18 protein-coding genes are annotated in these 23806 nt (G+C 66.1%); 11 read left to right on the top strand and 7 right to left on the bottom strand.

Features of this window, described 5'->3' with window-relative positions; translation table 11 throughout:
- Positions 1-2: 2 nt before the first annotated feature.
- Together LFT44_RS16800 and LFT44_RS16795 are read right to left on the bottom strand one after the other, a co-directional pair.
- Positions 3-1340 carry an alpha-hydroxy acid oxidase gene (locus LFT44_RS16800; RefSeq protein ID WP_142132683.1) on the bottom strand — a complete coding sequence of 446 codons (1338 nt, stop codon included), beginning with the start codon at positions 1338-1340 and terminating at the stop codon, positions 3-5.
- Positions 1341-1427: 87 nt separating this feature from the next.
- On the bottom strand, positions 1428-2462 hold the full coding sequence (locus tag LFT44_RS16795; RefSeq protein WP_236799562.1) for a LacI family DNA-binding transcriptional regulator: 1035 nt from the start codon (positions 2460-2462) through the stop codon (positions 1428-1430).
- Positions 2463-2810: 348 nt separating this feature from the next.
- Here LFT44_RS16795 and LFT44_RS16790 point away from each other — a divergent pair, with 348 nt between their 5' ends.
- From LFT44_RS16790 to LFT44_RS16770, 5 genes are read left to right on the top strand one after another with little or no spacing between them, the layout of a single operon-like run.
- On the top strand, positions 2811-4250 hold the full coding sequence (locus LFT44_RS16790; protein ID WP_236799561.1) for a Gfo/Idh/MocA family protein: 1440 nt from the start codon (positions 2811-2813) through the stop codon (positions 4248-4250).
- Positions 4251-4259: 9 nt separating this feature from the next.
- A complete protein-coding gene (locus LFT44_RS16785; protein WP_236799560.1) occupies positions 4260-5219 on the top strand; it encodes an NAD-dependent epimerase/dehydratase family protein in 960 nt (319 codons plus the stop codon).
- Positions 5216-6121, top strand: a complete 906-nt coding sequence (locus tag LFT44_RS16780; RefSeq protein WP_236799559.1) for a 5-dehydro-4-deoxyglucarate dehydratase — start codon at positions 5216-5218, stop codon at positions 6119-6121. The genes LFT44_RS16785 and LFT44_RS16780 overlap by 4 nt, the downstream gene beginning before the upstream one ends.
- Positions 6121-7227 (top strand): mandelate racemase/muconate lactonizing enzyme family protein, encoded by a 1107-nt coding sequence (locus LFT44_RS16775; protein WP_236799558.1) that lies wholly within the window; start codon positions 6121-6123, stop codon positions 7225-7227. The genes LFT44_RS16780 and LFT44_RS16775 overlap by 1 nt, the downstream gene beginning before the upstream one ends.
- Before the next feature lie 42 nt (positions 7228-7269).
- Positions 7270-8721 (top strand): aldehyde dehydrogenase (NADP(+)), encoded by a 1452-nt coding sequence (locus tag LFT44_RS16770; RefSeq protein ID WP_236799557.1) that lies wholly within the window; start codon positions 7270-7272, stop codon positions 8719-8721.
- A 64-nt stretch (positions 8722-8785) separates the two neighbouring features.
- Here the strand turns inward: LFT44_RS16770 and LFT44_RS16765 are convergent, their stop codons facing one another.
- From LFT44_RS16765 to LFT44_RS16750, 4 genes are read right to left on the bottom strand one after another with little or no spacing between them, the layout of a single operon-like run.
- Positions 8786-9901, bottom strand: a complete 1116-nt coding sequence (locus tag LFT44_RS16765) for a M24 family metallopeptidase (protein WP_236799556.1) — start codon at positions 9899-9901, stop codon at positions 8786-8788.
- Positions 9898-11937 (bottom strand): DUF6807 family protein, encoded by a 2040-nt coding sequence (locus LFT44_RS16760; RefSeq protein WP_236799555.1) that lies wholly within the window; start codon positions 11935-11937, stop codon positions 9898-9900. Before LFT44_RS16760 ends, LFT44_RS16765 begins: the two co-directional genes overlap by 4 nt.
- Before the next feature lie 43 nt (positions 11938-11980).
- On the bottom strand, positions 11981-13102 hold the full coding sequence (locus LFT44_RS16755; protein ID WP_236799554.1) for an acetylxylan esterase: 1122 nt from the start codon (positions 13100-13102) through the stop codon (positions 11981-11983).
- Between the two features lie 57 nt (positions 13103-13159).
- Positions 13160-14455 carry an ABC transporter substrate-binding protein gene (locus tag LFT44_RS16750; protein ID WP_236799553.1) on the bottom strand — a complete coding sequence of 432 codons (1296 nt, stop codon included), beginning with the start codon at positions 14453-14455 and terminating at the stop codon, positions 13160-13162.
- Between the two features lie 292 nt (positions 14456-14747).
- Here LFT44_RS16750 and LFT44_RS16745 point away from each other — a divergent pair, with 292 nt between their 5' ends.
- The 3 genes from LFT44_RS16745 to LFT44_RS16735 all read left to right on the top strand — a co-directional run bounded on the left by LFT44_RS16745 (position 14748) and on the right by LFT44_RS16735 (position 18244).
- Positions 14748-15692, top strand: coding sequence for a carbohydrate ABC transporter permease (locus LFT44_RS16745; RefSeq protein WP_236799552.1), 945 nt, complete (start codon positions 14748-14750; stop codon positions 15690-15692).
- Positions 15682-16626 (top strand): carbohydrate ABC transporter permease, encoded by a 945-nt coding sequence (locus LFT44_RS16740; RefSeq protein WP_236799551.1) that lies wholly within the window; start codon positions 15682-15684, stop codon positions 16624-16626. Before LFT44_RS16745 ends, LFT44_RS16740 begins: the two co-directional genes overlap by 11 nt.
- A 244-nt stretch (positions 16627-16870) precedes the next feature.
- Positions 16871-18244 (top strand): ABC transporter substrate-binding protein, encoded by a 1374-nt coding sequence (locus tag LFT44_RS16735; protein ID WP_236799550.1) that lies wholly within the window; start codon positions 16871-16873, stop codon positions 18242-18244.
- Positions 18245-18404: 160 nt separating this feature from the next.
- On the opposite strand, the gene LFT44_RS16730 is transcribed toward LFT44_RS16735, so the two are convergent.
- Positions 18405-20420 (bottom strand): beta-galactosidase, encoded by a 2016-nt coding sequence (locus tag LFT44_RS16730; RefSeq protein ID WP_236799549.1) that lies wholly within the window; start codon positions 20418-20420, stop codon positions 18405-18407.
- 174 nt (positions 20421-20594) lie between these two features.
- On the opposite strand from LFT44_RS16730, the gene LFT44_RS16725 reads away from it, so the two are divergent.
- Genes LFT44_RS16725 through LFT44_RS16715 form a run of 3 tightly spaced genes read left to right on the top strand, consistent with a single transcriptional unit; the run spans position 20595 to position 23800 of the window.
- Positions 20595-21884 (top strand): ABC transporter substrate-binding protein, encoded by a 1290-nt coding sequence (locus tag LFT44_RS16725; protein ID WP_236799548.1) that lies wholly within the window; start codon positions 20595-20597, stop codon positions 21882-21884.
- 51 nt (positions 21885-21935) lie between these two features.
- On the top strand, positions 21936-22889 hold the full coding sequence (locus LFT44_RS16720; protein WP_236799547.1) for a carbohydrate ABC transporter permease: 954 nt from the start codon (positions 21936-21938) through the stop codon (positions 22887-22889).
- Positions 22886-23800: a carbohydrate ABC transporter permease gene (locus LFT44_RS16715; protein WP_236799546.1), complete on the top strand. Its 915-nt coding sequence runs from the start codon at positions 22886-22888 to the stop codon at positions 23798-23800. Before LFT44_RS16720 ends, LFT44_RS16715 begins: the two co-directional genes overlap by 4 nt.
- Positions 23801-23806 lie beyond the last annotated feature (6 nt).

Here is a 23806-nt window from a genome sequence, read left to right as displayed (position 1 = left end):
AGCTACTGTCCCAACAGCCGCACGTGGTCCGGGGTGAGGTCGGAAACCCGGCTGACGCCCAGCAGGGCCATGGTGCGGACCATGTCCTTTTCGAGGATCTGCAGGGTGCGGTCCACACCGGCGCGGCCGCCCGCCATCAGGCCGTAAAGGTACGCGCGGCCGATCAGAGTGAAATCGGCGCCCAGGGCCAGCGCGGCCACAATGTCCGCGCCGCTCATGATGCCGGTGTCCAGGATGATGGCGGCATCGCTGTTGTCACTGGCGAAGGCCTGCTTGACCTCGGGCAGCAGGTGGAACGGGATGGGCGCGCGGTCCAGCTGGCGGCCGCCGTGGTTGGAGAGGATCACCCCGTCGGCGCCGTGGTCCACAACGCGGCGGGCGTCCTCCACGGTCTGGATGCCCTTGACCACCAGGTTGCCCTTCCACGTTTCGCGCAGCCAGTCCAGGTCCTCGAACGTGAGCGTGGGATCGAACATGGAATTGATCAGGTCCGCCACGGTGCCCGTATAGCGTGACAGCGAGGCGAAGGTGAGCGGCTCGTGGGTGAGGAAGTTGAACCACCAGGCCGGCCGGTAGGACGCGTCCAGGACGGTCTTGAGGGTCAGGGCCGGCGGGATGGTCATGCCGTTGCGGACGTCGCGGAGGCGGGCGCCGGCCACGGCGGTGTCCACGGTGACCATGAGGGTGTCGTTGCCGGCCTTGGCGGCGCGCTCGATGAGCTCCAGCGAGCGATCCCGGTCCGTCCACAGGTACAGCTGGAACCAGTTGCGGCCGTTGGGGGCCGCCTCGGCGACGTCCTCCAGGGAGGCGGTGCCCATGGTGGAGAGGGTGTAGGGGATACCTGCGGCCTCCGCCGCCTGGGAGCCGGCATATTCACCCTCGGACTGCATCATCCGGGTGAAACCGGTGGGAGCGATGCCCACGGGCAGGCGTGAAGGCTTGCCCAGGATGTTGGTGCTGAGGTCGATGCTGGATACGTTCCGCAGGATGCCCGGCCGGAACTCGATGTCCAGGAACGCCTGCCGGGCGCGGCGGAGGGTAATTTCCGCTTCGGCTGCCCCGTCCGTGTAGTCGAAGGGCGCCTTGGGCGTGCGGCGCTTGGCGATGTCGCGGAGCTCCCAGATGGTGCTGGCCCGCTTCAGCCGCGCCTCCTTGCTGAACTCCGGCTTCTTGAACTGCATCAGCGGGGCCAGGTCGGAGTACTTGGGGACCCGCCGTTTCAGGGCTGGGGGCAGGGCGGACGACGACGGAGCCTTGGCAGGTGCCGGCGCTGCGGGGATGTCCGTGGCGTCCGGCGCCGGGGTGGCCTCCGGATTGTTGGGCTGGATGGTGTGCGTCATGGCTCCTCCTATGGGGTTGGGTAGCTTCGGGTGGCGGCAGCAGCGGCAGTGCGGCCCGGCCGGACTGCGGCAGGCTGTCGTCCTGGGTCAGCCGTGGACCGTGCTGCGCGGTGCCTTGGCCGGTCCCGTGCTGGCCCTGACTTCCAGGCGGGGCTGGTAGCGGCTGCCGGAGGTTCCGTCGCCTTCCTGGCGGATCAGCGCCCTCAGTTGGTGCCATGCCTGCTCGCCCAGTTCGCTGATGGGGACGGCGCCGGTGGTGAGCGCCGGCGTCGTATACCTGGCGAAGGGGATGTCGTCGAAGCCGGTCACGGAGATGTCGCCGGGGACGTCCAGGCCCCGCTCGTGCAGGCCGCTCATCAAGCCCATCGCCACCAGGTCGTTGAAGGCCAGGATGCCGGTGGCTCCGCTGGCCAGGACGGCGTCCACCGCTTCATGGCCGGTGTCGAAGTCCGAGCCGCCCTCCAGCATGGTCACTTCAACCTCCGGGTGGGCGGCCTTGAAGGTTTCCAGGCCCCTGAGCCGCATCTCGTTGGAGGCACTGCGGGGCGGCCCTGCGAGGAACGCCAGGCGGGTGTGGCCCAGTTCCACCAGGTGCCCGGCGATGTCCTGCACGCCCTGGCCGTAGTCCACCACCAGGCTGGGCACGCCAGGGGTGGCCGTGGTGCGGTTGATCAACACCAGTGGGTGCAGGGAGGGGGCAATCTCTTCCAGTTCCGCATCCGACATGCGCGGGGCGCACAGGACCAGCCCGTCACACCGCCGGCGGGCTTCGCCGGCCAGGATGGACTCTTCGCTGGAGACTTCGAACGAGTCGGCGATAAGGACGCGGTAGCCGTCCTGGGCTGCCGCCCGGCTGAGGCCGCGGAGGATCTCCTGGAAGGTGGGGTTGGCCAGGTCCGGCACCACGATGCCGATGGTGTCCGTCTTGCCGAGCGCCAGGCTGCGGCCCACCGGGTTGGGCTGGTACTTCAGTTCAGCGGCGGCGGCACGGACCCTGGCTGCAATGTCCGGATCTACGGTGAAGTTCCCGTTCATGACGCGGGAGACGGTGGCATGGGAAACTCCCGCCTTCACGGCGACATCCGCGATGCCGATCCGGCCGCTTGCCGATTTCCTGACCATGGGGGACCCCTTCTTTTACGCCGCCCGGCCGCGTCCTCCGGAACAGTCAGTGACCTGGAGGGCGCAGGCCGGAAGGCAGGTGCTTTGAAGGACAGCATATACGGCTTTGGGAAAGCGATTTCTTTCTTTTCCCGCTGTTTTCCGACCCTTCGCGGAGCGATCCGAAGCTGATGGCTAGAAAGCGCTTTCTTACAATGCCTAAAGTGGTTGACGTACCCGCTGGCGGATTGATACAACTGCTATAGCGAAGCGAGAAAACGCTTTCTCGTCCGGTGCCCGCGGGCACCGCGTCGAACGTCAACGGCCACTCCCAAGGCCGGGTAATGAGCTTTTCGAAAGGGACCCATCATGGTCAACACCGCCGAGACCACTTCGGCCGCAGCTGCCTCCCGGCCCGGCACCGCCGCCGGAACCGCCACCACCGCCGGGGACGGCCGGAAGGCCCGCATTGCCCTGATCGGCACCGGCGGGCGGTCCGAGATGTACATCCGCGCCATTTTCGGCAAGCATGCGGACACTGCCGAACTGGTGGCATTCTCCGACGTGAACCCCGGGCGGGTGGAGTTCTACCAGAAGCTCATCCAGGAACTCGGCGCCCCGGGCCCGGTGGCCGCCTTCGAGCCCGGCGACCTCACCGCCTTCATCCAGGCCAACAACATCGACCGCATCATTGTCACCACGCCGGACTACACCCACGCCGACTACATCGTGGAGGGCCTGCGCGCCGGGGCTGACGTGGTGGTTGAAAAGCCCCTGACCATCGACGCCGAAAGCTGCCGCCGGATCGTCCAGGCCGTCCACGAGACCGGCCGGAACGTGGTGGTCACCTTCAACTACCGCTACTCGCCGCGCAACAGCGCCCTGAAGGAAATCATCCAGAGCGGTGTGATCGGCAAGGTCACCTCCGTCGACTTCAGCTGGGTTCTGGACACGGTCCACGGCGCCGACTACTTCCGCCGCTGGCACCGGGAGAAGAAGAACTCCGGCGGCCTGCTCATCCACAAGGCCTCCCACCACTTCGACCTGGTGAACTGGTGGATCGATGATGTCCCGGAGCGGATCTTCGCCTCCGGCGGCCTGAAGTTCTACGGCGACAAGAACGCCGCCGAGCGCGGGCTGGGCCCACGCCCCGAACGTGGAACGCCAGACGCCGATGCCCCCGCAGGCGACAAGGATCCCTTCGCACTGGACCTCAGGGAGGATGAGCGGCTCAAGGCCCTCTTCCTGGACAACGAACACTACGACGGCTACCGCCGCGACCAGGACGTCTTCACCAGCGGCATCACCATCGAGGACAACCTGGCCCTGGTGGTGGAGTACCAGGGCGGCCCGCGCCTGAGCTACTCCCTGAACGCGCACAGCCCTTGGGAGGGGTACCGGGTGGCGGTCAACGGCACCGAGGGCCGGGCCGAGCTCGAAGTGGTGGAACGCGCCGCCGTCCTGCACAGCGCGGACCAGAAGACGGTAGTGGACCCCAGCGCCACACCGGTCGAGGAAGAGGACGCCGTACGCCGCAACGGCGAGCGCCTGGTGGTGCAGCGCCACTGGGAGGCTGCCTACGAGGTGCCCATTATCAATGGTGAGGGCGGCCATGGCGGCGGTGACGAGCTGCTGCTGTCCGACCTGTTCAACGGACCGGGCGAGGATCCGCTGGGCCGACCTTCCGGCTACCTGGACGGACTGCGTTCGGTGTCCGTGGGCATCGCCGGCAACCGCTCCCTCGAAACATCCCTGCCCGTGCGCGTCGAGGACCTGGACCTCGGCGTCGACCTTCGCCGCGGCAAGTAGGAAAAGGCCATGAGCAGGATATTTGTCACCGGCGGCTCGGGCCGCCTGGGCCGCAGCGTTGTGGCAGGGCTCGCCCAGGCCGGCCACGAGGTAGTCTCGGTGGACCGCGACGCCGTACCCGCTGAACTGCTGCCCGCCGGCGTCGTCCAGGAAACCGCCGACCTGCTGGCCCCGGGTGAGGCGCTGCGCCTGATCGGGGCAGCAAAGCCCGACGCCGTCATCCACCTTGCAGCGATCGCCGTTCCGTTCAGCGCACCGGAGGACGTCATCTTCGGCACGAACACCCGGCTCGCCTTCGCGGTGATCAGCGCGGCGACGGAGGTGGGGGTCCCCAAGATCGTCACGGCCAGCAGCCCCACCGTGCTCGGTTACGGATGCCCTGCAGGATGGCTGCCGCCGTCGTTCCCGCTGGACGAACGCACCCCGGCCAAGCCCTGGAACGCCTACGCCCTGTCCAAGCTCATCGCCGAACAGACCGTACAGATGTTTGCCGCAGCGCAGGGGGAGAGGATCCGGTATGCGGCCTTCCGGCCGTGCTTCGTGATCTCGCCCGAGGAATGGGAAGGCGCCCCCACGCAGCAGGGCCACACCCTCGCCGAGCGCCTGGCGGACCCTGCACTCTCCGCCCCGGCCCTGTTCAACTACGTGGATGCGCGGGACGTGGCGGACTTCCTGGACCTGCTGCTTCAGAAGATGGAAGACATCCCCAACGGGGAAACCTTTTTCGTGGGCGCGGCGGACGCACTTGCCACTGCACCCCTTGCGGAACTGATGCCGAAATTCCTGCCCGGAAGCGAAGCACTCAGCGCCGCCCTCACCGGCACCAGCCCCGCATTCTCCATCGCCAAAGCCCAGGAACTGCTCGGCTGGCAACCCAAGCGCACGTGGCGCACCGAACTCAAACCCACCCTCAACGACGAGGCCTCCACGCTGGTCACTGCCGGCGGCGGAGCCAAGGAGACATCATGAAATTCGACGGCGTTCTCTTCTTCCCCGTCACCCCGTTCACGGCCGAAGGTGCCGTTGACGTGGAGCTGCTCAAGGAACACATCAGCTCCCGGCTCCCCTTTGGGCCCGGCGGCGTGTTTCCCGCCTGCGGCACAGGTGAATTCCACGCCTTGAGCATTGACGAGGTCCGCACCGTGGTGGCGGCCGCCGTCGACGTCGTCGCGGGCAAGGTTCCCGTGGTGGCCGGTGCAGGCGGGCCCTTGGGCCACGCACTCGCCGCCGCCCGTGCCGCTGAGGAGGCCGGCGCAGACGCCCTCCTGGTCCTCCCGCCCTACCTGGTCACGGGCCCGACGGACGGCCTGGTGGCCTACATTGAGGCTGTGGCCAACGCCAGCAGCCTGCCGGTCATCGTGTACCACCGCGGCAACGCGAAGTTCACCGCCGCGTCCATGGTCAAACTTGCGGCCAATCCCAAGGTGATCGGCTTCAAGGACGGCCTGGGCGACGTGGGCCTGGCCCAGGAGATCGTGACCGCCGTCCGCGCCACCGGCCGGACAGACTTCGCCTTCTTCAACGGCCTGCTCACCGCCGAACTGACCCAGGGCGCCTACCGCGGCCTGGGCATCCCGCTCTACTCCTCCGCAGCCTTCGCCATGGCCCCTGAGATCGCCAAGGCCTACTACGATGCCTACGTTTCAGGCGACGAGGACCGGCGCAGCGCCCTGCTCGAGGGTTTCTACGCACCCCTGGTCCGCCTGCGCGACCAGACCCCGGGGTTCGGCGTTTCCCTAATCAAGGCGGGACTGCGGTTGGCCGGGCTGCCCGTCGGTTCGGTGCGCCCGCCGCTGGTGGACCCCACGGAGGAACAGCTGGTGGAGCTCAAGGCCATCCTGGCCAAGGGCCACGAGCTGGCCGGCAGCTGATGACGGCGCCTACGGCCGAATCCGTCCGCACCGTTCCCCGCATCACCGGGCTGGCCACGCGGCTCCTCACCGTTCCACTGCGGCGGCACTGGGGTACGGAGGCACCGGAGAACCACGTGATCGCCACCGAGCTTTCCACGGACGACGGCGGCACCGGCTTTGGCTTTTCCTGGACACCCACCATCGGTCCCCAGGCAGTCAAGGCGCTGCTTGATTACGACATCGCACCTTTCGTCACCGGCCTGCCGGCCACGCCCGAGGCCGTGTGGGACGCGGTGTGGAAGCGGCTGCACGAAGCCGGTGGCGGTGGGCTCACCACCATTGCCATGGCCGGGGTGGACCTCGCGCTGTGGGACCTGCAGGCGCGCCGTGCCGGAACATCGGTCCCCGGTTTGCTGGGCCAGCGCCAGGACTCCGCCGAGGTCTACGGCTCCGGGGTGAACCTGCACTACACCCTGGACGAGCTGGTGGCGCAGGCCGAACGCTGGGTCGCCGCGGGCCACCAGGCGGTCAAGATCAAGGTAGGCAAACCGGACATCCGCGAGGACGTCGAACGCCTTGCCGCAGTGCGCTCCGTCCTGGGCCCGGACCGCAGGCTCATGATCGATGCCAACCAACGGTGGGACCTGCCCACCACCTTCCGCGCCCTGGATGTCCTGGCCGAATTCGGGCTGGAGTGGCTGGAGGAGCCCATCCGCGCGGACGACCTCTGGGCCTACCGGCGGCTGCGGAAACATTCACCGGTGCCCATCGCCCTCGGCGAAAACCTGCACACCATCTACCGGTTCCGCGATTTCATTGAGGCGGAAGCGGTGGACATCATCCAGCCCAACATCATCCGGGTAGGCGGGATCACCCCGTTCCGGCGGATCGTGGAGCTGGCACGGACCCACAGCATCAAGGTGATGCCGCACCTGCTGCCGGAACTGTCCGGACAGCTGGCGCTGACCCTGGCGGAGCCCACCCTGGTGGAGGACGTCGAAGATGCGTCCTTCGAACAGCTGGGCATCCTCGACGAACCATCGCCGGTGCGGTTCAGCAACAGCCGGGTGACGCTCGCGGACCACGCCGGGCTGGGTTTCCGCTTCAAGGACAGGCTGCAATGATGAATTTCCAGACGACCTCTATTGGATGAACAGGTTCCTGACGTGACAACTGCAACGCTTTCCCTCACCGAACTCACTGCCGCCGCCACGGCCGCAGCAAAAATCGCCGCGGCTGCCTCCGACGCCGAACGCGCCGGCTGGTTGAACGCGGTGGCAGACGCCCTGGACGCCAACGCTGCCGAGCTGGTAGACATCGCGGACGCCGAAACCAGCCTGGGGGCCACCCGCCTGACGGGCGAGGTGGCGCGAACCACCGGCCAGCTGCGCCTGTTTGCCCGCGTGATCACCGAAGGCTCCTACCTGGAAGCCATCATCGACCACGCGGAGCCGGCCGCCACCCCGCCCCGGCCGGACCTCCGCCGGATCCTCAAGCCCATCGGTCCGGTAGCGGTTTTCTCGGCGTCCAACTTCCCGTTCGCCTTCTCCGTGGCCGGCGGAGACACTGCCTCGGCGCTCGCCGTCGGCTGTTCAGTGATCGTCAAGGCACACTCCGGCCACCTGCGGCTCTCCGAACGGACGGCGGAAATCGTGGCGGAGGCGCTTCGCCGCGCCGGGGCACCGGAGGGCCTGTTCGCCCTGGTCCACGGCCGCGAAGTGGGAACAGCCCTGGTCCAGGATCCTGCCGTCAAGGCCGTGGGGTTCACCGGGTCCATCCCCGGCGGCCGTGCCCTGTTCGACCTTGCCACCTCCCGCCCCGACCCCATCCCGTTCTACGGGGAACTGGGCAGCCTCAACCCCGTGGTCATCACAGCGGAAGCGCTGCAGGCACGCTCAGCGGAACTCGCCGCCGGACTTGCCGGGTCCTTCACCCTGGGCGCCGGGCAGTTCTGCACCAAGCCGGGCCTGGTGTTAATCCCCGCGGGAACCGACTTCGCCTCGGAGGTGGCAGAAGCGAGCAAGGACAAGCCGGCCCTGGGCATGCTGACCAGCCGTATCGCTGAGGCCTACCCGGACGGGCTCCGCAGTTTCGCGTCCGTTGACGGCGTGGACGTGGTGGGCGGCAGCGTGGACCAGGACGCCGTGGCCAACGGCGCCGCTCCGGTGGTCTTTTCCACCATTGCCGCCAACGTCCTGGAAAACCCGGAGCAGCTGCTGGAGGAATGCTTCGGACCCACCACCATCCTCATCGAGTACAAGGACCGGGAGGAGCTGGCTGCCGTCCTGGCCAAGGTCCCGGGAAGCCTCACGGCAACGCTCCACAGCGAGCAGGGTGAGGATATCGAGGCCCTGGTGGAGCAGCTCTCCGGGCTGGCCGGACGCGTCCTGTTCGAAGGCTGGCCCACGGGCGTGGCCGTGAACTGGGCCCAGCAGCACGGCGGCCCCTACCCCGCCACCACGTCGCTGTTCACCTCGGTGGGTGCGACGGCGGTCCGCAGGTTCCAGCGCCCCGTGGCCTACCAGGACGCCCCGGAAAGCGTGCTGCACCCGGCACTGCGCGAGGACAACCCGCTGCGCATCCCGCGCCGGGTGGACGGGGAACTGCAGCTTCCGTAGCTCACAAAGAAAACCCCGGAGCCTTTCGGCTCCGGGGTTTTTTGCTGCCCGGGAAACTCGTTTACTACAGCTGCAGCGTCACCGGCCGCTCCAGCCCGTTGACGGTGCTTATGGGCCAGCGCGGGTCCACCGTCAGGACGCGGAGGCCGGACTCCGTCAGCTGGACGGTGTCTTCGATCTTGACGCCGGGGCCTGACGGGTTCCAGGTGAAGGCCTGGTCCAGCACCACAGTGTCGGTCACCGCAGACGTCACCCTGGGATCACGCCCCGCGTACCCGGCCGGTCCGCCCTGGTGATGCTGCTCCCACTGGTCCGCCCCGAAGCCGTGCCGGGCGTACGCTGCCTGGATTTCGGCAAAGATCCTGTCCAGGCGCGCCCCGGGAACCGTGGCGTCGAAGATGTCCGCTTCCACGGCCGCGATACGGGCCTCGGCGTCGCGCTCTTTCGGGGTGCCGGCGTCGAACCTGATCCAGCGGGTGATGTTGGCCACCAGGCCGTCCCGGCGGGCGCACACCACGGCCATGGCACGACGGCCCAGCGGGGCGTGGGTGGCCAAAGGGTGCCGGAAATCGCTGCGGGAGCTGCCGTTGCACAGGAGTACCAGCGGCTCCGCGCCGGCCCCCACCACGCGGGCGGCCAGCGCCGAGACGAGTTCGAACTCGGTGGTCTCCGGGCGCGCTGCGGAAAGAACGTCCGTCATCATGGCCGCCAGCTCGGCGCTGAGCTGGGAGTACCGCGCGCTCTCGGCCGGGAGGAGCTGCTGGCGGGCAGCGCTCAGTTGCGCTGTGACGTCCGCTTCCGCGAGCGGCGGCCGGGTACTGCCTCCGACGGCGGCGGCGGCCTGGTGCAGGTTGCCGTACCAGGGCACGGTGTGCAGGTTGACCTGGGCTGGAAGCTCTTCGGCCGCGATCCGCCCGGCCTCATTGTTGAAGGTGACCAGGTGGTCGCCGTCGCGGTCCACCAGGAGGGCTGCGATGGGGTCGCCGGCCAGGCTGATGTGCACGCGGCTGCCGTCCAAGTACCACGTCAGGGCAGTGTTGGAGGTCAGGAGCAGGGAGTCCCGCCCGGCAGCGTCCAGGATGTCCAGGACGCGGCGGCGCTTGATGGTGCGGTCCGTCCTTGAGCCCGGCGGCCGCCGTGCCTCCTTCGGGGGAGCGGCTGTGGTTGTTGTTTGCGTCATGACGGGTCCCCCTGTTGGTTAATTAGCGCTTCTACGTCGGCGGTGGCCAGGATTCCGTCGGCCACGAAAACGGTAATGTGCCGCCGTACCGGGTTTCCCGGCCCGGCCAAGACGGGACTGTCCCAGGCGAGCGACTGTCCCACGCCGGGGTAGCCCTCCACACGGAGAAACCACGGGTCCGTGCAGCCTTCCGGGGCGACGAACACCAAGGTGGCCGGCCCGCCGTCGAACCTTCCGGACCAAGCGAGCCAGCGCGTGACGCTGCCGTGGGTCTTTGACTCGCCGCTGCCGGCCTGCGTCCACACCGCCGCTTCCCCGCACGCCGGGAGGCGCCAGAAGAAGCCGCCATAGCCGCCCTCGAAGCGGCCGTTGGAGCCCGGGCTGCCCAGGCTGACGGGCTTGTCCCCCGCGGGGGACAGGGCAAAGTCCACGGACAACCGCCAGATGGAAGGCGCGACGGCGGACCACGTCCAGGTGCGTTCCTCCACCAGGACGGGGGAGCCGTCGGGGCCGTTCCACTCCAGGGTCTCCTGGAGCCTGCCCTTTTGCCCGCTGCTGTCGTCGGTCTGCTGTGAAGCGGTGGCCGTGATGCTGCCGTGGTCCGGGCGCCAGATGTACTGCCCGGCCTCCCGCGTATAGGTGCGTCCGCCCCAGAAATTGACGCCGTCCACGTCCTGCAATGCCACCCCAACACCCAGATGCCACACGTGGTCCAGCGGCATGTGGTCCGTGACCACCGTGCCGCCGAGGGTCCGGACAGGGTGCAGGTAGGGGCGCGGGGAGGATACGGCGCGGATATGGCTGCCGTCCTGGTAGTCGGCCACCGGCCGGCCATCCAAGGCCAGCGCCCGGACCGGCGGGAGGGCCCGGGCCCACGGGACGCCAAGTTCGGCGAACGTTGCCTGTGACTTGATGGCGCGCCCGATCAGGTCGCTGATGCCCTGGATCACGGGGTGGGCGTCGTCGCCGTCGCCCTCCCAGGAGATGGATGCAGCATCCATCGGGGCCGGCGCGGGGGAGGTGCGGATGGCTTCCAGCACTGCGGTGAAGGCGCCGGTGTCCTGCAGGGCGCACAGCAGGGGCGTCCCGGTGGCGCGGGCGTCCAGCAGGTTCTCCAGCAGGTCGGTGCGGCCGTACGTTTCCCGGCGCTCGCCGTCGGCGCTGCTGATCACCACCTCATCCCGCGTGTAGTAGAGGATGATGTCGCCCAGGGTTCCATGCACAGTGACGGTGGGATCGAGCTGCTCGGGTGCGCACAATGTGAGGGCGCACAGCAGGGTGTTCCCACCGGCGGTGCGGATCCGGAGCACCGAGGTGTCGTCGCTCTCGGTCTGGTTGGCCCGGTAGAGGTCGGTTTCCACGGAGGCGACGTCGGAGAGCGTGTGGGCGCCGGCCAGGGACAGGCCCGTGGCAACGGCGTGGGCCAGCGCATTCGTGGCCACGCCATCCACCACGTCGGTGCCGTCCAGGCTGCGCTTCCCTGCCCAGCGTGAGCGCTTGAAGTAGGCCTTGGTCCGCAGCCACTGGCCTGTGGCGCTGATGCCCAGGACGGTGCCGATCTCCCCGGCAGCAACTTTGTCACGGATGGCGGGCAGGGCGTGGGAGCCCAGGCTTTGGAAGCCCACCTGGACCAGGCGTCCCTTCTCCTGTGCGGCGGCAAGGACCTGATCGTACTGCGCCAGGGAGGCCACCGGCGGCTTCTCCACATAGACGTCCATCCCGGCGGACAGTGCGGCGAGGGCCAGCGGCGCGTGGGTTTGGATGGGGGTGGCAAGAATGACGACGTCGGCACCCGACTGTGCGGCCAGCAGCGAGTCCAGATCGGGGAAGACGGCAACCGTATCGGCCAGGGTGCCGGCCTGCGGCGGAAGGGGATCGGCCACTGCCACCAGTTGCAGGGCACCGGCTGCCTCGAGCCGGGCCAGGTTGGCGAGGTGGCGCTCGCCGAAGCCGTGCACGCCCACCAGCGCAACCCGGGGGATGGCTGCGGACGCGGGCTGCTGTTGGGTGGGTTCCGCTGAGTGCTGTGTGGTCACGTAAGTCCTTGTGCTGTTGGAACTTGTGCTGTTGGAAAGGGGGTCAAGAGGCCAGCGTCTTGGCCAGGAAATCGAGGGCCTCGTCCTGCATGGCCGCCGTGCACACGTGCCCGCCCGGCCAGAAGCTGCCGGTGTAGGTGTCCGTGCCGGTGTGCATTGATTCCAGCAGTCGGTCCGCCTGGCGCATCCCGTCCTCCGGGAACAGCTCATCCGCCAGGGCGTACTGCACCAGGAACCGGGCCGTTTCAGCCCGGCAGGTGAGCTCCGGCCAATCGCCCAGTTTCCACAGGCCGGGAGTCTGCAGCAGCCAGGAGTGCGCGTCCAGGTAGGCGGGGAAGAGCGACTCGAAGGTGGTCATCATGCAGGTGACCACAGCGGCCCGGACGCGCGGGCTGAGGGCGGCGAGGGCAAGGGAGCGGCCGCCGCCGCCCGAGAAGCCGATGCAGCCCAGCCTGTCCTGGTCGACGTCCGGGAGTGATGCCAGGATGTCCAGGGCGGCAAGGTCGTCATGCGCCACCATGCCGGCCAGGCTGGTGCCCAGCAGGCCGGCTGCCTTGGCAACGGTGTCTTCATGAAAGCCGGCAGCGGCGTTGTATTCCTCCGCCTCGGAAGGCACTACGCCGTCCTCCCGCCACTGCGCCCGCCTCGCCGCTGTTGCGGAGGCCGTCCGCCATGGGGGAGTTTCGAGGTTGAACCTGCGGCTGCCCCACGCGAATGTGTCGTGGGCCAGGACGGCAAATCCCCGGCGGGCGATGTCGGTGGCCAGGGCGCGGCCGTCATAGCGTCCTGCGCGGGCAGCGGCAGCCGACGGGTGGTTGTCCGGGAGTTCCACCAGCCGGTCGGCCCCGCCGAACTTGTTCCCGCCGTGGCAGTGCAGTGCCAGGACGCCCGGCAGCGGACCAAGACTCCCGGCCGGCTTCACCAGCCAGCCCGTAGTCCGTGGACCGAAGCCCAACTGCCAGCTGAGCTGGGAGGTGGTGGCGCCCTCGTACGTTTCCTCCCAGTGCACCGTTACCTCAGGAAGTGTACCGCGGTCCGGGACGCCCAGCGCGTCCGCCAGCTCCTGCGCCGCAGCGCTGGAGGCTGCGTGGAGCGGATGCTCCCGGACGTAGTCGGGCCAGTCCTCATAGCCGGCAATGGCGCTGGGCCGTGCTGTTGGAGTCACGTGGCTGGCCTCCTTACTGCCGTGGTTCCGGGTGCTGGGCGGGTTTGGTTGCTGGGGTCAGGCGAGGTTCTGGTTGACCTCGGAGATCATGCCCTTGGCAGCATCGCGCGGAGAGATCTTTCCGAAGAGTACATCCGTGTTGTAACGGTTCAAAACCTCCATGGTCGCCGATGATCCTGCCGGGAACGGCTTGGGAGCTTCGATCTTCATGGCGGCAATGCGGTCCAGGTAGGCGGCCTCCTTCTGCTGGGTTTCCTTCAGCATAGGAGTGATGCCGGCCTTGAGTTCAGTGTTGGCGGGCATTCCCCGGTCACTCTTGATCTTGGATGCTGCGTCCATGTTGTTGACCAGGTAGTTGATGAAGAGGGCAGCTTCCTTGGACTGTGGCGACTTGGACGAGATGGCGTATTCCATGGAGGAGCGCAGCCACGCGCCGGGTGTCTTGCTTTCGCCCGGGAGCTTCACCATGACCAGCGGCGAGCCGGAGTAGGAGGTCATCTGGTTGCTCCAGGAAATCTTCATCCCTTGTTTGCCTTGCCCCATCAGGGTCATTTCGGGCTGCGCGGAACCGTCCTCCACGGTCTGCGAGGCAGACGGGGCGCCGCCGGTCTCCGTCAGCTTCTTGTTGAGCTCGAACCAGCGGGTCAGGGTGTCCTCGCTGATGCCCATCTTCTTTCCGTCGTCTGTGTAGAGGGCTTTCCCGTTTTGGCGGGCCCAGACGGCCAGGAAGGAATCGTTGGCCATGGGCGTGGTGCCGAACGTTCCGGCCGGCGACTTTTGCGTGATTTCGGCAGCGATCCTGGCGTAGTCGTCCCAGGTCCAGGTCTCGTCATCCGGCATGGCAACACCGGCGGCCTCGAAGACCTTGGGGTCGAGGACCATGGACATCGAGTTGACGCCCGCGGTGATGGTGTACTGCTTGCCGTCGATCTTGCCCAGGTCCACGGTGCCTTCCGCGAACTTGGACGTATCGATCTGGTCCTTGACCTTGTCCAGGTCCAGCAGGACTCCGCGGCTGGCGTACTCGCTGGGATAGGCGCCGCTCATGGCAATGACGTCCGGCATGGTCCCGCCCGCAATCTGGGTGGCCATCTTGTCCCAGTAGGAGCTGAATTCGGTGTTCTCGCCCTGGACCTTGATGGTGGGGTTCGCGGCCTCGAACGCCTTGATCACTTCCATGGTGGTTTTGGCCCTGGAATCGTTGCCCCACCAGGCGAACCGGATGGTGACGGGATCTTCTGCCGTCCCCACTTTTCCTGCCTGCGGACTGCTGCCGCAGCCGGTGAGGGCCAGCGCGGCCGCGGCGAAGGCGCCGGTGATGCCCAGGACGGATTTCTTGAGACCAAACTTCATTGTTGTGCCCCTTGGCGGGTTGATTGTGCTCGAGTGACGGCGGTAACAGAAAGCGTTTTCTCAAAAACTAACAAAGGGCTATACAGGAGTCAAGAAAGCGTTTACTTTGGTACGGAGCCGCAATTCATACGGCCCCCGCGGCGCCGGAACCGCTTCAGCTCTCACGGGCAGGAGCCGGGCCGGGCCTGGGTGCCGGATACCCCATCGCCCTGCGATGAAACAACGTGGAGGCCACGATGACCAAAGGAGACCACATGGCCGCAAAACACATCCCCAGGACGGAGCAGCTTCCGTGAGCGCCATCAGCGAACTCAGCTCCATCACCCGGCGGAAGGGCAAAGCCACCGCTGCCGAAAAGAAGGCCAACCGGCGGGACAACAAGGCCGCCTACATCTTCCTGCTGCCGTGGCTGGTGGGCCTGGTGGCCATCACCATCGGCCCCATGCTGATGTCCCTGTACCTGTCCTTTACGGACTACAACCTGCTCCAGCCGCCGGAATGGACCGGGCTGCACAACTTCACCCGAATGCTCAGCGACGCCCGGCTCCACAACTCACTGCGCGTGACGTTTACCTATGTCTTCGTGGGCGTTCCGCTGCAGCTGGCTGTGGCGCTGTTGATCGCCCTCGTCCTGGACAAGGGGCTTCGCGGCCTTCCGTTCTACCGCTCGGTGTTCTACTTGCCGTCGCTCCTGGGCGGCTCCGTGGCCGTTGCCATCCTGTGGAAGCAGATCTTCGGCACCACCGGCCTGGTCAACCAGGTCCTGGCCATGTTCGGCATCCAGGGTCCGGGCTGGATCTCGGATCCCAGCACGGCGCTGGGATCGATCATCCTGCTGCACGTCTGGACCTTCGGCGCCCCCATGATCATCTTCCTGGCGGGCCTGCGGCAGATCCCAAACATGTACTACGAGGCCGCCAAGGTTGACGGCGCCACCACGCTGCAGCAGTTCTGGCGGATCACCCTGCCGATGCTGAGTCCGATCATCTTCTTCAACCTGGTGCTGCAGATCATCGGTTCATTCCAGTCGTTCACCCAGGCGTTCATTGTCTCGGGCGGCAACGGCGGCCCATCCGACTCCACCATGTTCTTCACGCTGTACCTCTACCAAAAGGGCTTCGGCCAGTTCGACATGGGCTACGCGTCGGCCATGGCATGGGTACTGCTGCTCATCATCGGTGTCTTCACCGCCATCAACTTCATCGCTTCTAAGTATTGGGTTTTCTATGACGACTAAGCTTGAGACGCTGCCCACCCCGGAGAGGAAGTCCGCCGGCGCCGGCAAGCCCAACAACCGCAAGCCCAGGGTCCGTGAGTCCCGGGGAACACTGGCCTTCAGCCGCGCGCAGCGAGGCAAATCGCTGATGAAGCACGGCATCCTCATCCTTGCCGGCGCCCTGATGATCTACCCGCTCCTGTGGATGGTGGTGTCCTCGCTCCGCCCCAATGAGATGATCTTCCGCGAGCCCGGCCTGTGGCTGAACAGCCTGGAAATGAGCAACTACACCTCGGGGTGGTCGGCCCTGACGCACCCGTTCGGCCACTACATGCTGAACTCGGCCATTGTGGTGATCGGCTCGATCCTGGGAAACCTGGTGTCGTGCTCCATGGCCGCCTACGCCTTCGCCCGGCTCCAGTTCACGGGCAAGCGGCTGTTTTTCGGCATCATGCTGCTGACCATCATGCTGCCGTTCCACGTGGTGATCGTTCCGCAGTACATCCTGTTTTCGCAGATCGGCTGGGTGAACACGTTCTGGCCGCTGCTGGTGCCGAAGCTGCTGGCGACGGACGCGTTCTTCGTCTTCCTGATGGTGCAGTTCATCCGCGGAACCCCCCGCGAACTCGATGAAGCAGCACGCATCGACGGCGCCGGCCATCCCCGCATCTTCCTGCGGGTCATCCTGCCGCTCATGGTGCCGGCATTGGCCACCACCACCATCTTCACCTTCATCTGGACCTGGAACGACTTCTTCGGGGCCCTGATCTACCTCACGGACCCCGATATGTTCACCGTCCCGGTGGCGCTGCGGGCCTTCGTTGATTCGCAGTCGGCCACAAGCTGGGGATCCCTGTTCGCCATGTCCATCGTCTCCCTGCTGCCGGTCTTCCTGGTGTTCCTCTTTGGCCAGCGGTTCCTGATCAAGGGCATCGCCACCACCGGCATCAAGTAACCCAGCCCTCCAACTTCCATATCCCTGAACGGCCCGTCCTTGCGGCGGGCCGTTCGTCCGTCCACGCCGTTCGAAATCTTTCAAGATCACGACTCAGGCTTCTTGTATTACAAGTTGTGGACTTGTAGCATTAGATCTAGAAAGCGCTTTCATAACGCATCCGCTCGGCCCTATCGCTGAGTCGGAACCGAGTCCCCACTTGGAACACCACCCGCACCTGGATCAAAGAAGATCGGAGTACACAGTGCCGCTTTTTCCCCGTCCTGCAGCTGCTGCAAAGCAGCGGGCAGGGGCACCCACTTCAGGCGCACTGCGCCACGGCCGCCAAGGCCGAACCCGTAAAGCCGGCGCCGTTGCGGCTGCAGTTGCCGCCGTTATGGCCCTCAGTGCCTGCGGCGGGGGAGCAGCCCCCCAGAACGCGGACGGTACTGTCGAGCTCCGCTTCTCCTGGTGGGGCGGCGACAAGCGCGCCCAGCTCACCCAGGAAGCCATCAACCAGTTCGAAGCAGAGAACCCCAAGATCAAGATCAAGCCGGAGTTCGGCGACTGGAGCGGATACTGGGACAAGCTGGCCACCCAGGTGGCGGCCAATGATGCTCCGGACATCATCCAGATGGACGAAAAGTACATCACCGAATATTCCAGCCGCGGGGCACTCCTGGACCTTTCCAAGTACGAGATCGACACTTCCAAACTGGACGAGGCTGCACTCAACGCCGGCAAGGGCGAGAAGGGCCTGACGGGCATTGCCGCCGGCATCAACGCCGCCACCATCCTGGCCAACCCGGCCGTCTTCCAGGCCGCCGGTGTCCCGCTTCCGGACGACACGAAGTGGACCTGGGAGGACTTCGGCAAGATCGCCGCCGACATCACCGCCAAGTCCCCCAAGGGAACCTACGGTGCGGCCGCCTATGGAACCGACGAGGCCTCCCTTGGCGTGTGGCTCAGGCAGAACGGCAAGTCCCTGTACACGTCGGACGGCAAGCTGGGCTTCGAGCCCGGGGACATCGCCGAATGGTGGGCCTTCCTGAAGAAGCTCAGCCAGGAGAAGGCCGTGCCTTCAGCCTCCGAGGTGGTGGAGGCCGAGGCCGCTCCGCTTGACCAGAGCGGGCTGGCGACCGGCAGGAACGGCATGGCCTTCTGGTGGTCCAACCAGGCCCCTGCCTTGGAAAAGGCCAGCGGCGGAGACCTGAAGATCCTGCGCTTCCCCACCAAGACGGGGTCCGCCGCCGACGCCGAGCTCTGGTACAAGGCGTCGCAGTTCTGGTCTGCTTCCTCCCGGACCAGGCACCCCCAGGAAACAGCAAAGTTCATTAACTTCCTGACCAACAACGTCAAAGCCGGCGAGGCGCTCCTGGCGGACCGCGGCGTCTACCCGAACTCGGAGGTCCGGGCAGCCATCCAGTCCAAGCTCACCCCTGCCGACGTCAAGGTGGTCAAGTTCATCGATCAAATCAAAGATGAGCTCGGGGAGGCCCCGGCGCCGCCGCCGAAGGGCGCCGGCGCCATCCAGGAAATCATCAAGCGGTACACGTCGGAAGTCCTCTTCGAACGGCTGTCCCCGGAGGACGCCGGGAAGAAGGCAACGGATGAAATGAAATCAGCTATCAGCAGCTAGTCGGCAGGGCTGACTAAGGTGAGTCCTCCAAAACGGGGCACTTTGACACGGACTCGCCGGCCGTCGTCGTGGTTTGCACGAAAATAGTGCCCAAAGTGCCCCGCGACGGTGGGGAGGCGGCACCGGGGGAGGTGCCGCCCTCGGACTTCTGTCCGCGCGCCTACGCCTCCGCGATCACGGCCACGCTGCCGGCCGGAACGGTGCCGCCGAAAGACTCCCCCGTCAGGAGATCAGTTCCCGTGGCCGAGACGGAGACATCCGCCCGGGTGTGGTTGATGGCGAACAGGAAACTCTGTCCGTCGGCCGAACGCCTCCGCACCAGCTCCACGCCGGGATCGGCCACGGCCGCGGGGGAGACCAGGGACTCCGCCAGCAGTTTGTCCAGGAGGGCGTCGATCCCGTGGCGGTCCGGGAAGGTGGCAAGGTACCAGGCGGCACCGGACCCCACGCTCCGACGGGTCAGGGCGGGCGCACCCTCCAGCGGGTACTCGGTAAAGGTCTGCAGGGCCTCGGCGCCGGCCAGGTGGACATCTTCGCTCCAGATGGACGAAACAGTGCCGTCGCTCAGCTTCAGCTGCGCTCCGGCCAGCAGGGGGTGGAACTCCTCCACCCGAACCCCCAGGAGTTCCCGGAACGCCCCCGGGTAGCCGCCCAAACGGATGTGGTCCTCCATGTCCACAATTCCGCTGAAGTAGCTGACCAGGACCGTGGCACCGGCGTCCGCGGCAGCGGTGATGTTGGCAGCGTGGTCGTCGGACACGGCATACAGGGTGCACGCCAGCACCAGGTCGTACCCCTCAAGGGCATCAGAGGGGTGCACCATGTCGACCGAAATGCCGCGCAGGAACAGGCCGCGGTGGAAGGCCCGCAGCAGGTCCAGGTACTTGACGTCCACGCTGGGCTTCGAATCGATTTCGCTGGCCCACCACGCCTCGTAGTCAAAGACAATGGCCGCACGCGACTGGACCCGCGAACCCCGCACCGGCTCCAGCCGTTTCAGTGCGGCGCCGAGTTCCACCACTTCCCGCCACACGCGGGTGTCCCGTCCGCCGTGTGGCACCATCGCCGAGTGGAACTTCTCCGAGCCCGCAAAGCTCTGCCGCCACTGGAAGAACATGACGGCGTCGGCCCCGCGGGCCACGTGGGCCAGGGAATTGCGCAACATCTCGCCGGGCATCTTGGGCTGGTTGCGCGGCTGCCAGTTCACAGCCGACGTCGAATGTTCCATCAGGATCCACGGGTCACCGCCCGCAATGCCCCGGGTGAGGTCCGCGCTGAACGCCAGTTCGACGTGCCGTTCCGGGTCCGCGGCGACAAGGTAGTGGTCGTTGGCGATGACGTCCAGGTCCTTGGCCCAGTCGAAGTAGTCCATGGACTTGGTGGCACTGGAGGCCATCAGGTTGGTGGTGCACGGGATGTCCGGGGTGACTTCGCGCAGGACTGCCACCAGCTTCCGGTAGTAGTCCATCAGTGCCCAGGAGTTGAAGCGCTGGAAGTCCAGCTGCTGGCCCGGGTTCAGCGTGGTTGGGGCGATGGCGGGCGGCAGGATTTCTTCGAAGGAGCCATAGTTCTGGGACCAGAATGCCGTGCCCCAGGAAGCATTGAGGGCCTCAATGCTTCCGTACCGGCGTTCCAGCCAGGCGCGGAAGGCTGCCGCGTCCTCCTCGCCGTAGAACTCCGAGACGTGGCAGCCCAACTCGTTGTCCACATGCCACAGCGCCAGGGCCGGGTGGTCCTTGTACCGTTCGGCCAGGACTCGGGTGATGCCTGTGGCATAGCGGCGGTAAACGGCCGACGACGGCGTGTAGTGCCGCCGGGAGCCCGGTCCCAGCACGGTCCCGTCAGCGGTGACCGGCAGGATCTCCGGATGCTTTCGGACCAGCCAGGCGGGGGGAGCAGCGGTGGCGGTGGCCAGCGCCACCTTCACGCCGATTCCGGCGAGGTTGTCCATGACGTCGTCCAGCCACCCGAAGTCGTACTTGCCCTCTGCCGGTTCGAGCAGTGCCCAGGAGAAGATTCCCACGCTGAGGAAGTTCACGCCGGCCTCCTGCATGAGTTCCAGGTCCTCCAGCCGGACGCTGACGGGCCACTGCTCCGGGTTGTAATCACCGCCGAAAGCGATGCCTTCGACTTTGCTCCAAACGCTCGACGGTCCAGGGGTTGCCTGTTCAGTCATGGGACTCCTTTGTCAGCTGGGTAGATGGAACGAACTAATGGTCAGACCTTTGGAAAACGCTTGCCCAATCCTGCGAATATCGCTATTGTATCGTTTCAGAAGCCGTGTAAGCCAGCTCACTACCGCCGTTGTAGACCGAGAAAAGGCAAACACCCATTGAGCAAGGAGGCTCCCGTGATCAACAGAAGGCATTTCCTCACAACCGTGGCCATTGGTACCGCATCCGCAGCAGCACTGTCGGCTTGTGGGAACGGATCCGGTTCGTCCGGCCAGGCCGGTTCCGCAGACAAGCCCGTCACCATCAACTACACCTGGTGGGGCAACGACGACCGCGCCGAGCGTACCCGCAAGGCCATTGCCCTGTTCGAGTCGAAGAACCCGGACATCAAGGTCAACGGAAACTTCACCGACTTCGCCGGATACTGGCAGAAGCGGGCCACCGAGGCCGCCGGCGGCGGGCTGCCGGACGTCATGCAGTGGGACCTGTCATATCTGCGCGACTACGGCCAGCGCAACCAGCTCCTGGACCTCAGCACGGTCAAGATCAACACGGACGCCTTCGAGAAGTCCCTCCTGCCTTCAGGCCAGATCAAGGGCAAGACCTACGGCATCCCCACCAGCACCAACGCCTTCGCCGTCTACTACGACCCCGCCAAGCTTGCCTCCCTGGGCATTGCCGAGCCCACCGGCAAGTGGACCTGGTCCGAATTCCAGTCATTCCTGAAGGAAGTTGGCGACAAGGGCAACGGCACCCTCTACGGGTCCACGGACTTCACCGGCGTGTGGTGGCAGTTCAACATCTGGCTCCGGCAGAAGAACATGCAGGCCTTCAACAGCGACGGGAAGCTGGGTTTCAGCAAGGACGACCTGAAAACCTGGTGGAACCTCAACTCGAAGCTTCGCGGGACCCAGGCCATCGTTCCGGAAGAGAGGGTGACCCAGCTCAAGCCCAAGTCGCCGTTCGGTTCGAACGTCAGTGCTGCCGAGGTTACCTGGGACAACTTCATGGCCGCCTACCTCGGGGACAGCGGCGCAAAGGAACTCAAGCTGGTGCCCGTGCCGTCGGATGACCCCAACAACCTGGGCCTGTTCCTCAAGCCTTCCATGCTGATGGTGGCAAGCGCCAAGACTAAGTTCAAGGATGCTGCCGCGCGCTTCATCGATTTCATGGTCAACGACCCCGAGGTGGGCCAGATCTTCAAGACCTCCCGCGGCGTCCCCGCATCCAAGACCCAGCGCGACGGTACCACCTTCGACGGCGCCGACAAGCTCGTGGTGGATTATGAGAAGTCCATCGAGCAGTACCTCAAGGATGCCCCGGAGCCGCCCATCGTCGGCTTCGGAACGCTGGAAGCTTCGTTCGGCCGGATCGCCTCCGACCTTAACTACGGCAAGGTCACCGTTGACGGTGCCGTCGACGCGTGGTTCAAGGAAGCCGAAGACGTCATCAAGCAGAACGCCTGATCCGGCTGCCATGCCCTCCCGCCCTGGTTCCACGACTGACGGAATGATCTCGTGACTTCAAGCCCAACCCTGAGCAGGCGTTCGGCGTCGTCCGCTCCCGTGCAGCTTCGCAAGTCGAAGCGCAACGGGGTGGACGCCCGTGCCGGCTACACGTTCCTGCTGCCCTGGCTGCTGGGATTCATCGCCCTGACGGTAGGGCCGATGATCTCCTCGCTGTACCTGTCCTTCACCAACTACAACCTGTTTGAGGCGCCCAAGTGGATCGGCCTGGACAACTACACCACCCTGTTCCAGGACGAACGGTTCCTGCAGTCCGTGGGCGTGACCTTGTCCTACGTGGTCTTCGGCACCCCGCTGAAGCTCGCGGCCGCGCTGGCGGTGGCCATGCTGCTGAACAGCAAGCGCCGCGGCCAGGGCTTCTACCGCTCGGCGTTCTACGCGCCGTCGCTGATCGGCGCGTCCGTGTCCATCGCCATCGTCTGGAAGGCGATGTTCGGGGACTCCGGGCCCGTGGACCAGGGGTTGTCCTTCTTCGGAATCAACCTGGGCGGCTGGGTGGGCAACCCCGCCATGACCATGCCGATGTTCATCCTGCTGACGGTGTGGCAGTTCGGCGCCCCGATGGTGATCTTCCTGGCCGGGCTCAAGCAGATCCCCGGCGAGCTCTACGAAGCAGCGTCCATGGACGGCGCCGGCCCGGTGCGGAAGTTCTTCAACATCACCTGGCCCATGCTCTCCCCGGTGATCTTCTTCAACCTGCTGATGGAAACCATCCACGCCTTCCAGGTTTTCGCGTCGGCCTACATCATCTCCAACGGCGACGGCGGCCCCGCCGGATCCACCCTCTTCTACACCCTTTACCTGTACCTGCGCGGCTTCAGCGACTTCCGGATGGGCTACGCCTCGGCCATGGCCTGGCTGCTGGTGGTCGTGGTCGGCATCATCACGCTGATCTTCTTCCGCACGTCCAAGTCCTGGGTCCACTACAGCGGTGATTCACGATGACAACCATGGCAACTCCCACCCAGTCCACTCCGGACACCGTCCCGGCCTACAACCCGAAGTCAGAGTCCACCGGGGCCAAGCGGGCCAAGAGCGTGGTCTTCCACGCCGCGGCCCTCATCCTCACGGCCATCGTGCTGTACCCGGGCCTGTGGATGATCGCGTCGTCCTTCAAGCCGAACTCCGAAATCGGCGGGCAGAACACGTCGCTGTGGTCCAACAATTTCAGCTTCGACAACTTCGTCACCGCCATGGACGGGATCGGCGGGGTGTCCACCCTGCAGTTCTTCACCAACTCGCTGATCCTGGCCCTCGGCGCCGTGGTGGGGACCATCCTGTCCGCGTCCGTTTCGGCCTACGCGTTCGCCCGGATCAACTTCCCCGGCCGCAGCATCTTCTTCGGCATGATGATCGCCACCCTGCTGCTGCCCTTCCACGTGGTGATCATTCCGCAGTACATCGTGTTCCAGCAGCTGGGCCTGGTGGACACGTACGTGCCGCTGCTGATCGGCAAGTTCCTGGCCGCGGACGCGTTCTTCGTCTTCCTCATGGTCCAGTTCATGCGCGGCCTGCCCACGGAGCTGGACGAGGCGGCCCGGATCGACGGCGCCGGGCACGCCCGGATCTTCTTCTCCATCATGCTGCCGCTGATGAAGCCGGCCCTGATCTCCACCTCCATCTTCTCCTTCATTTGGAGCTGGAACGATTTCCTGGGCCCGCTGCTGTACCTGAACACCCCGGACAAGTACTCGCTGCCGCTGGCCCTGCGGCTCTTCGTGGACCAGACCCAGTCCTCGGACTACGGCGCCATGATCGCCATGTCGGTCCTGGCCCTGCTCCCCGTGCTGATCTTCTTCCTGATCTTCCAGCGGTACATCGTCGAAGGCGTCTCCACCCAGGGACTCAAAGGCTAAAGGCAG

It is taken from the genome of Arthrobacter sp. FW306-05-C, from assembly GCF_021801725.1.
Lineage (GTDB): Bacteria > Actinomycetota > Actinomycetes > Actinomycetales > Micrococcaceae > Arthrobacter.
The sequence above is the reverse complement of the archived record's forward strand: the minus strand, read 5'-3'. Positions and strand labels throughout refer to the sequence as shown.

Excerpts from the sequence above, each read along its gene's own strand:
- LFT44_RS16800 (WP_142132683.1), bottom strand. The coding sequence starts at position 1,340 with ATGACGCACACCATCCAGCCCAACAATCCGGAGGCCACCCCGGCGCCG.
- LFT44_RS16795 (WP_236799562.1), bottom strand. The coding sequence starts at position 2,462 with ATGGTCAGGAAATCGGCAAGCGGCCGGATCGGCATCGCGGATGTCGCC.
- LFT44_RS16790 (WP_236799561.1), top strand. The coding sequence starts at position 2,811 with ATGGTCAACACCGCCGAGACCACTTCGGCCGCAGCTGCCTCCCGGCCC.
- LFT44_RS16785 (WP_236799560.1), top strand. The coding sequence starts at position 4,260 with ATGAGCAGGATATTTGTCACCGGCGGCTCGGGCCGCCTGGGCCGCAGC.
- LFT44_RS16780 (WP_236799559.1), top strand. The coding sequence starts at position 5,216 with ATGAAATTCGACGGCGTTCTCTTCTTCCCCGTCACCCCGTTCACGGCC.
- LFT44_RS16775 (WP_236799558.1), top strand. The coding sequence starts at position 6,121 with ATGACGGCGCCTACGGCCGAATCCGTCCGCACCGTTCCCCGCATCACC.
- LFT44_RS16765 (WP_236799556.1), bottom strand. The coding sequence starts at position 9,901 with ATGACGCAAACAACAACCACAGCCGCTCCCCCGAAGGAGGCACGGCGG.
- LFT44_RS16750 (WP_236799553.1), bottom strand. The coding sequence starts at position 14,455 with ATGAAGTTTGGTCTCAAGAAATCCGTCCTGGGCATCACCGGCGCCTTC.
- LFT44_RS16740 (WP_236799551.1), top strand. The coding sequence starts at position 15,682 with ATGACGACTAAGCTTGAGACGCTGCCCACCCCGGAGAGGAAGTCCGCC.
- LFT44_RS16730 (WP_236799549.1), bottom strand. The coding sequence starts at position 20,420 with ATGACTGAACAGGCAACCCCTGGACCGTCGAGCGTTTGGAGCAAAGTC.
- LFT44_RS16715 (WP_236799546.1), top strand. The coding sequence starts at position 22,886 with ATGACAACCATGGCAACTCCCACCCAGTCCACTCCGGACACCGTCCCG.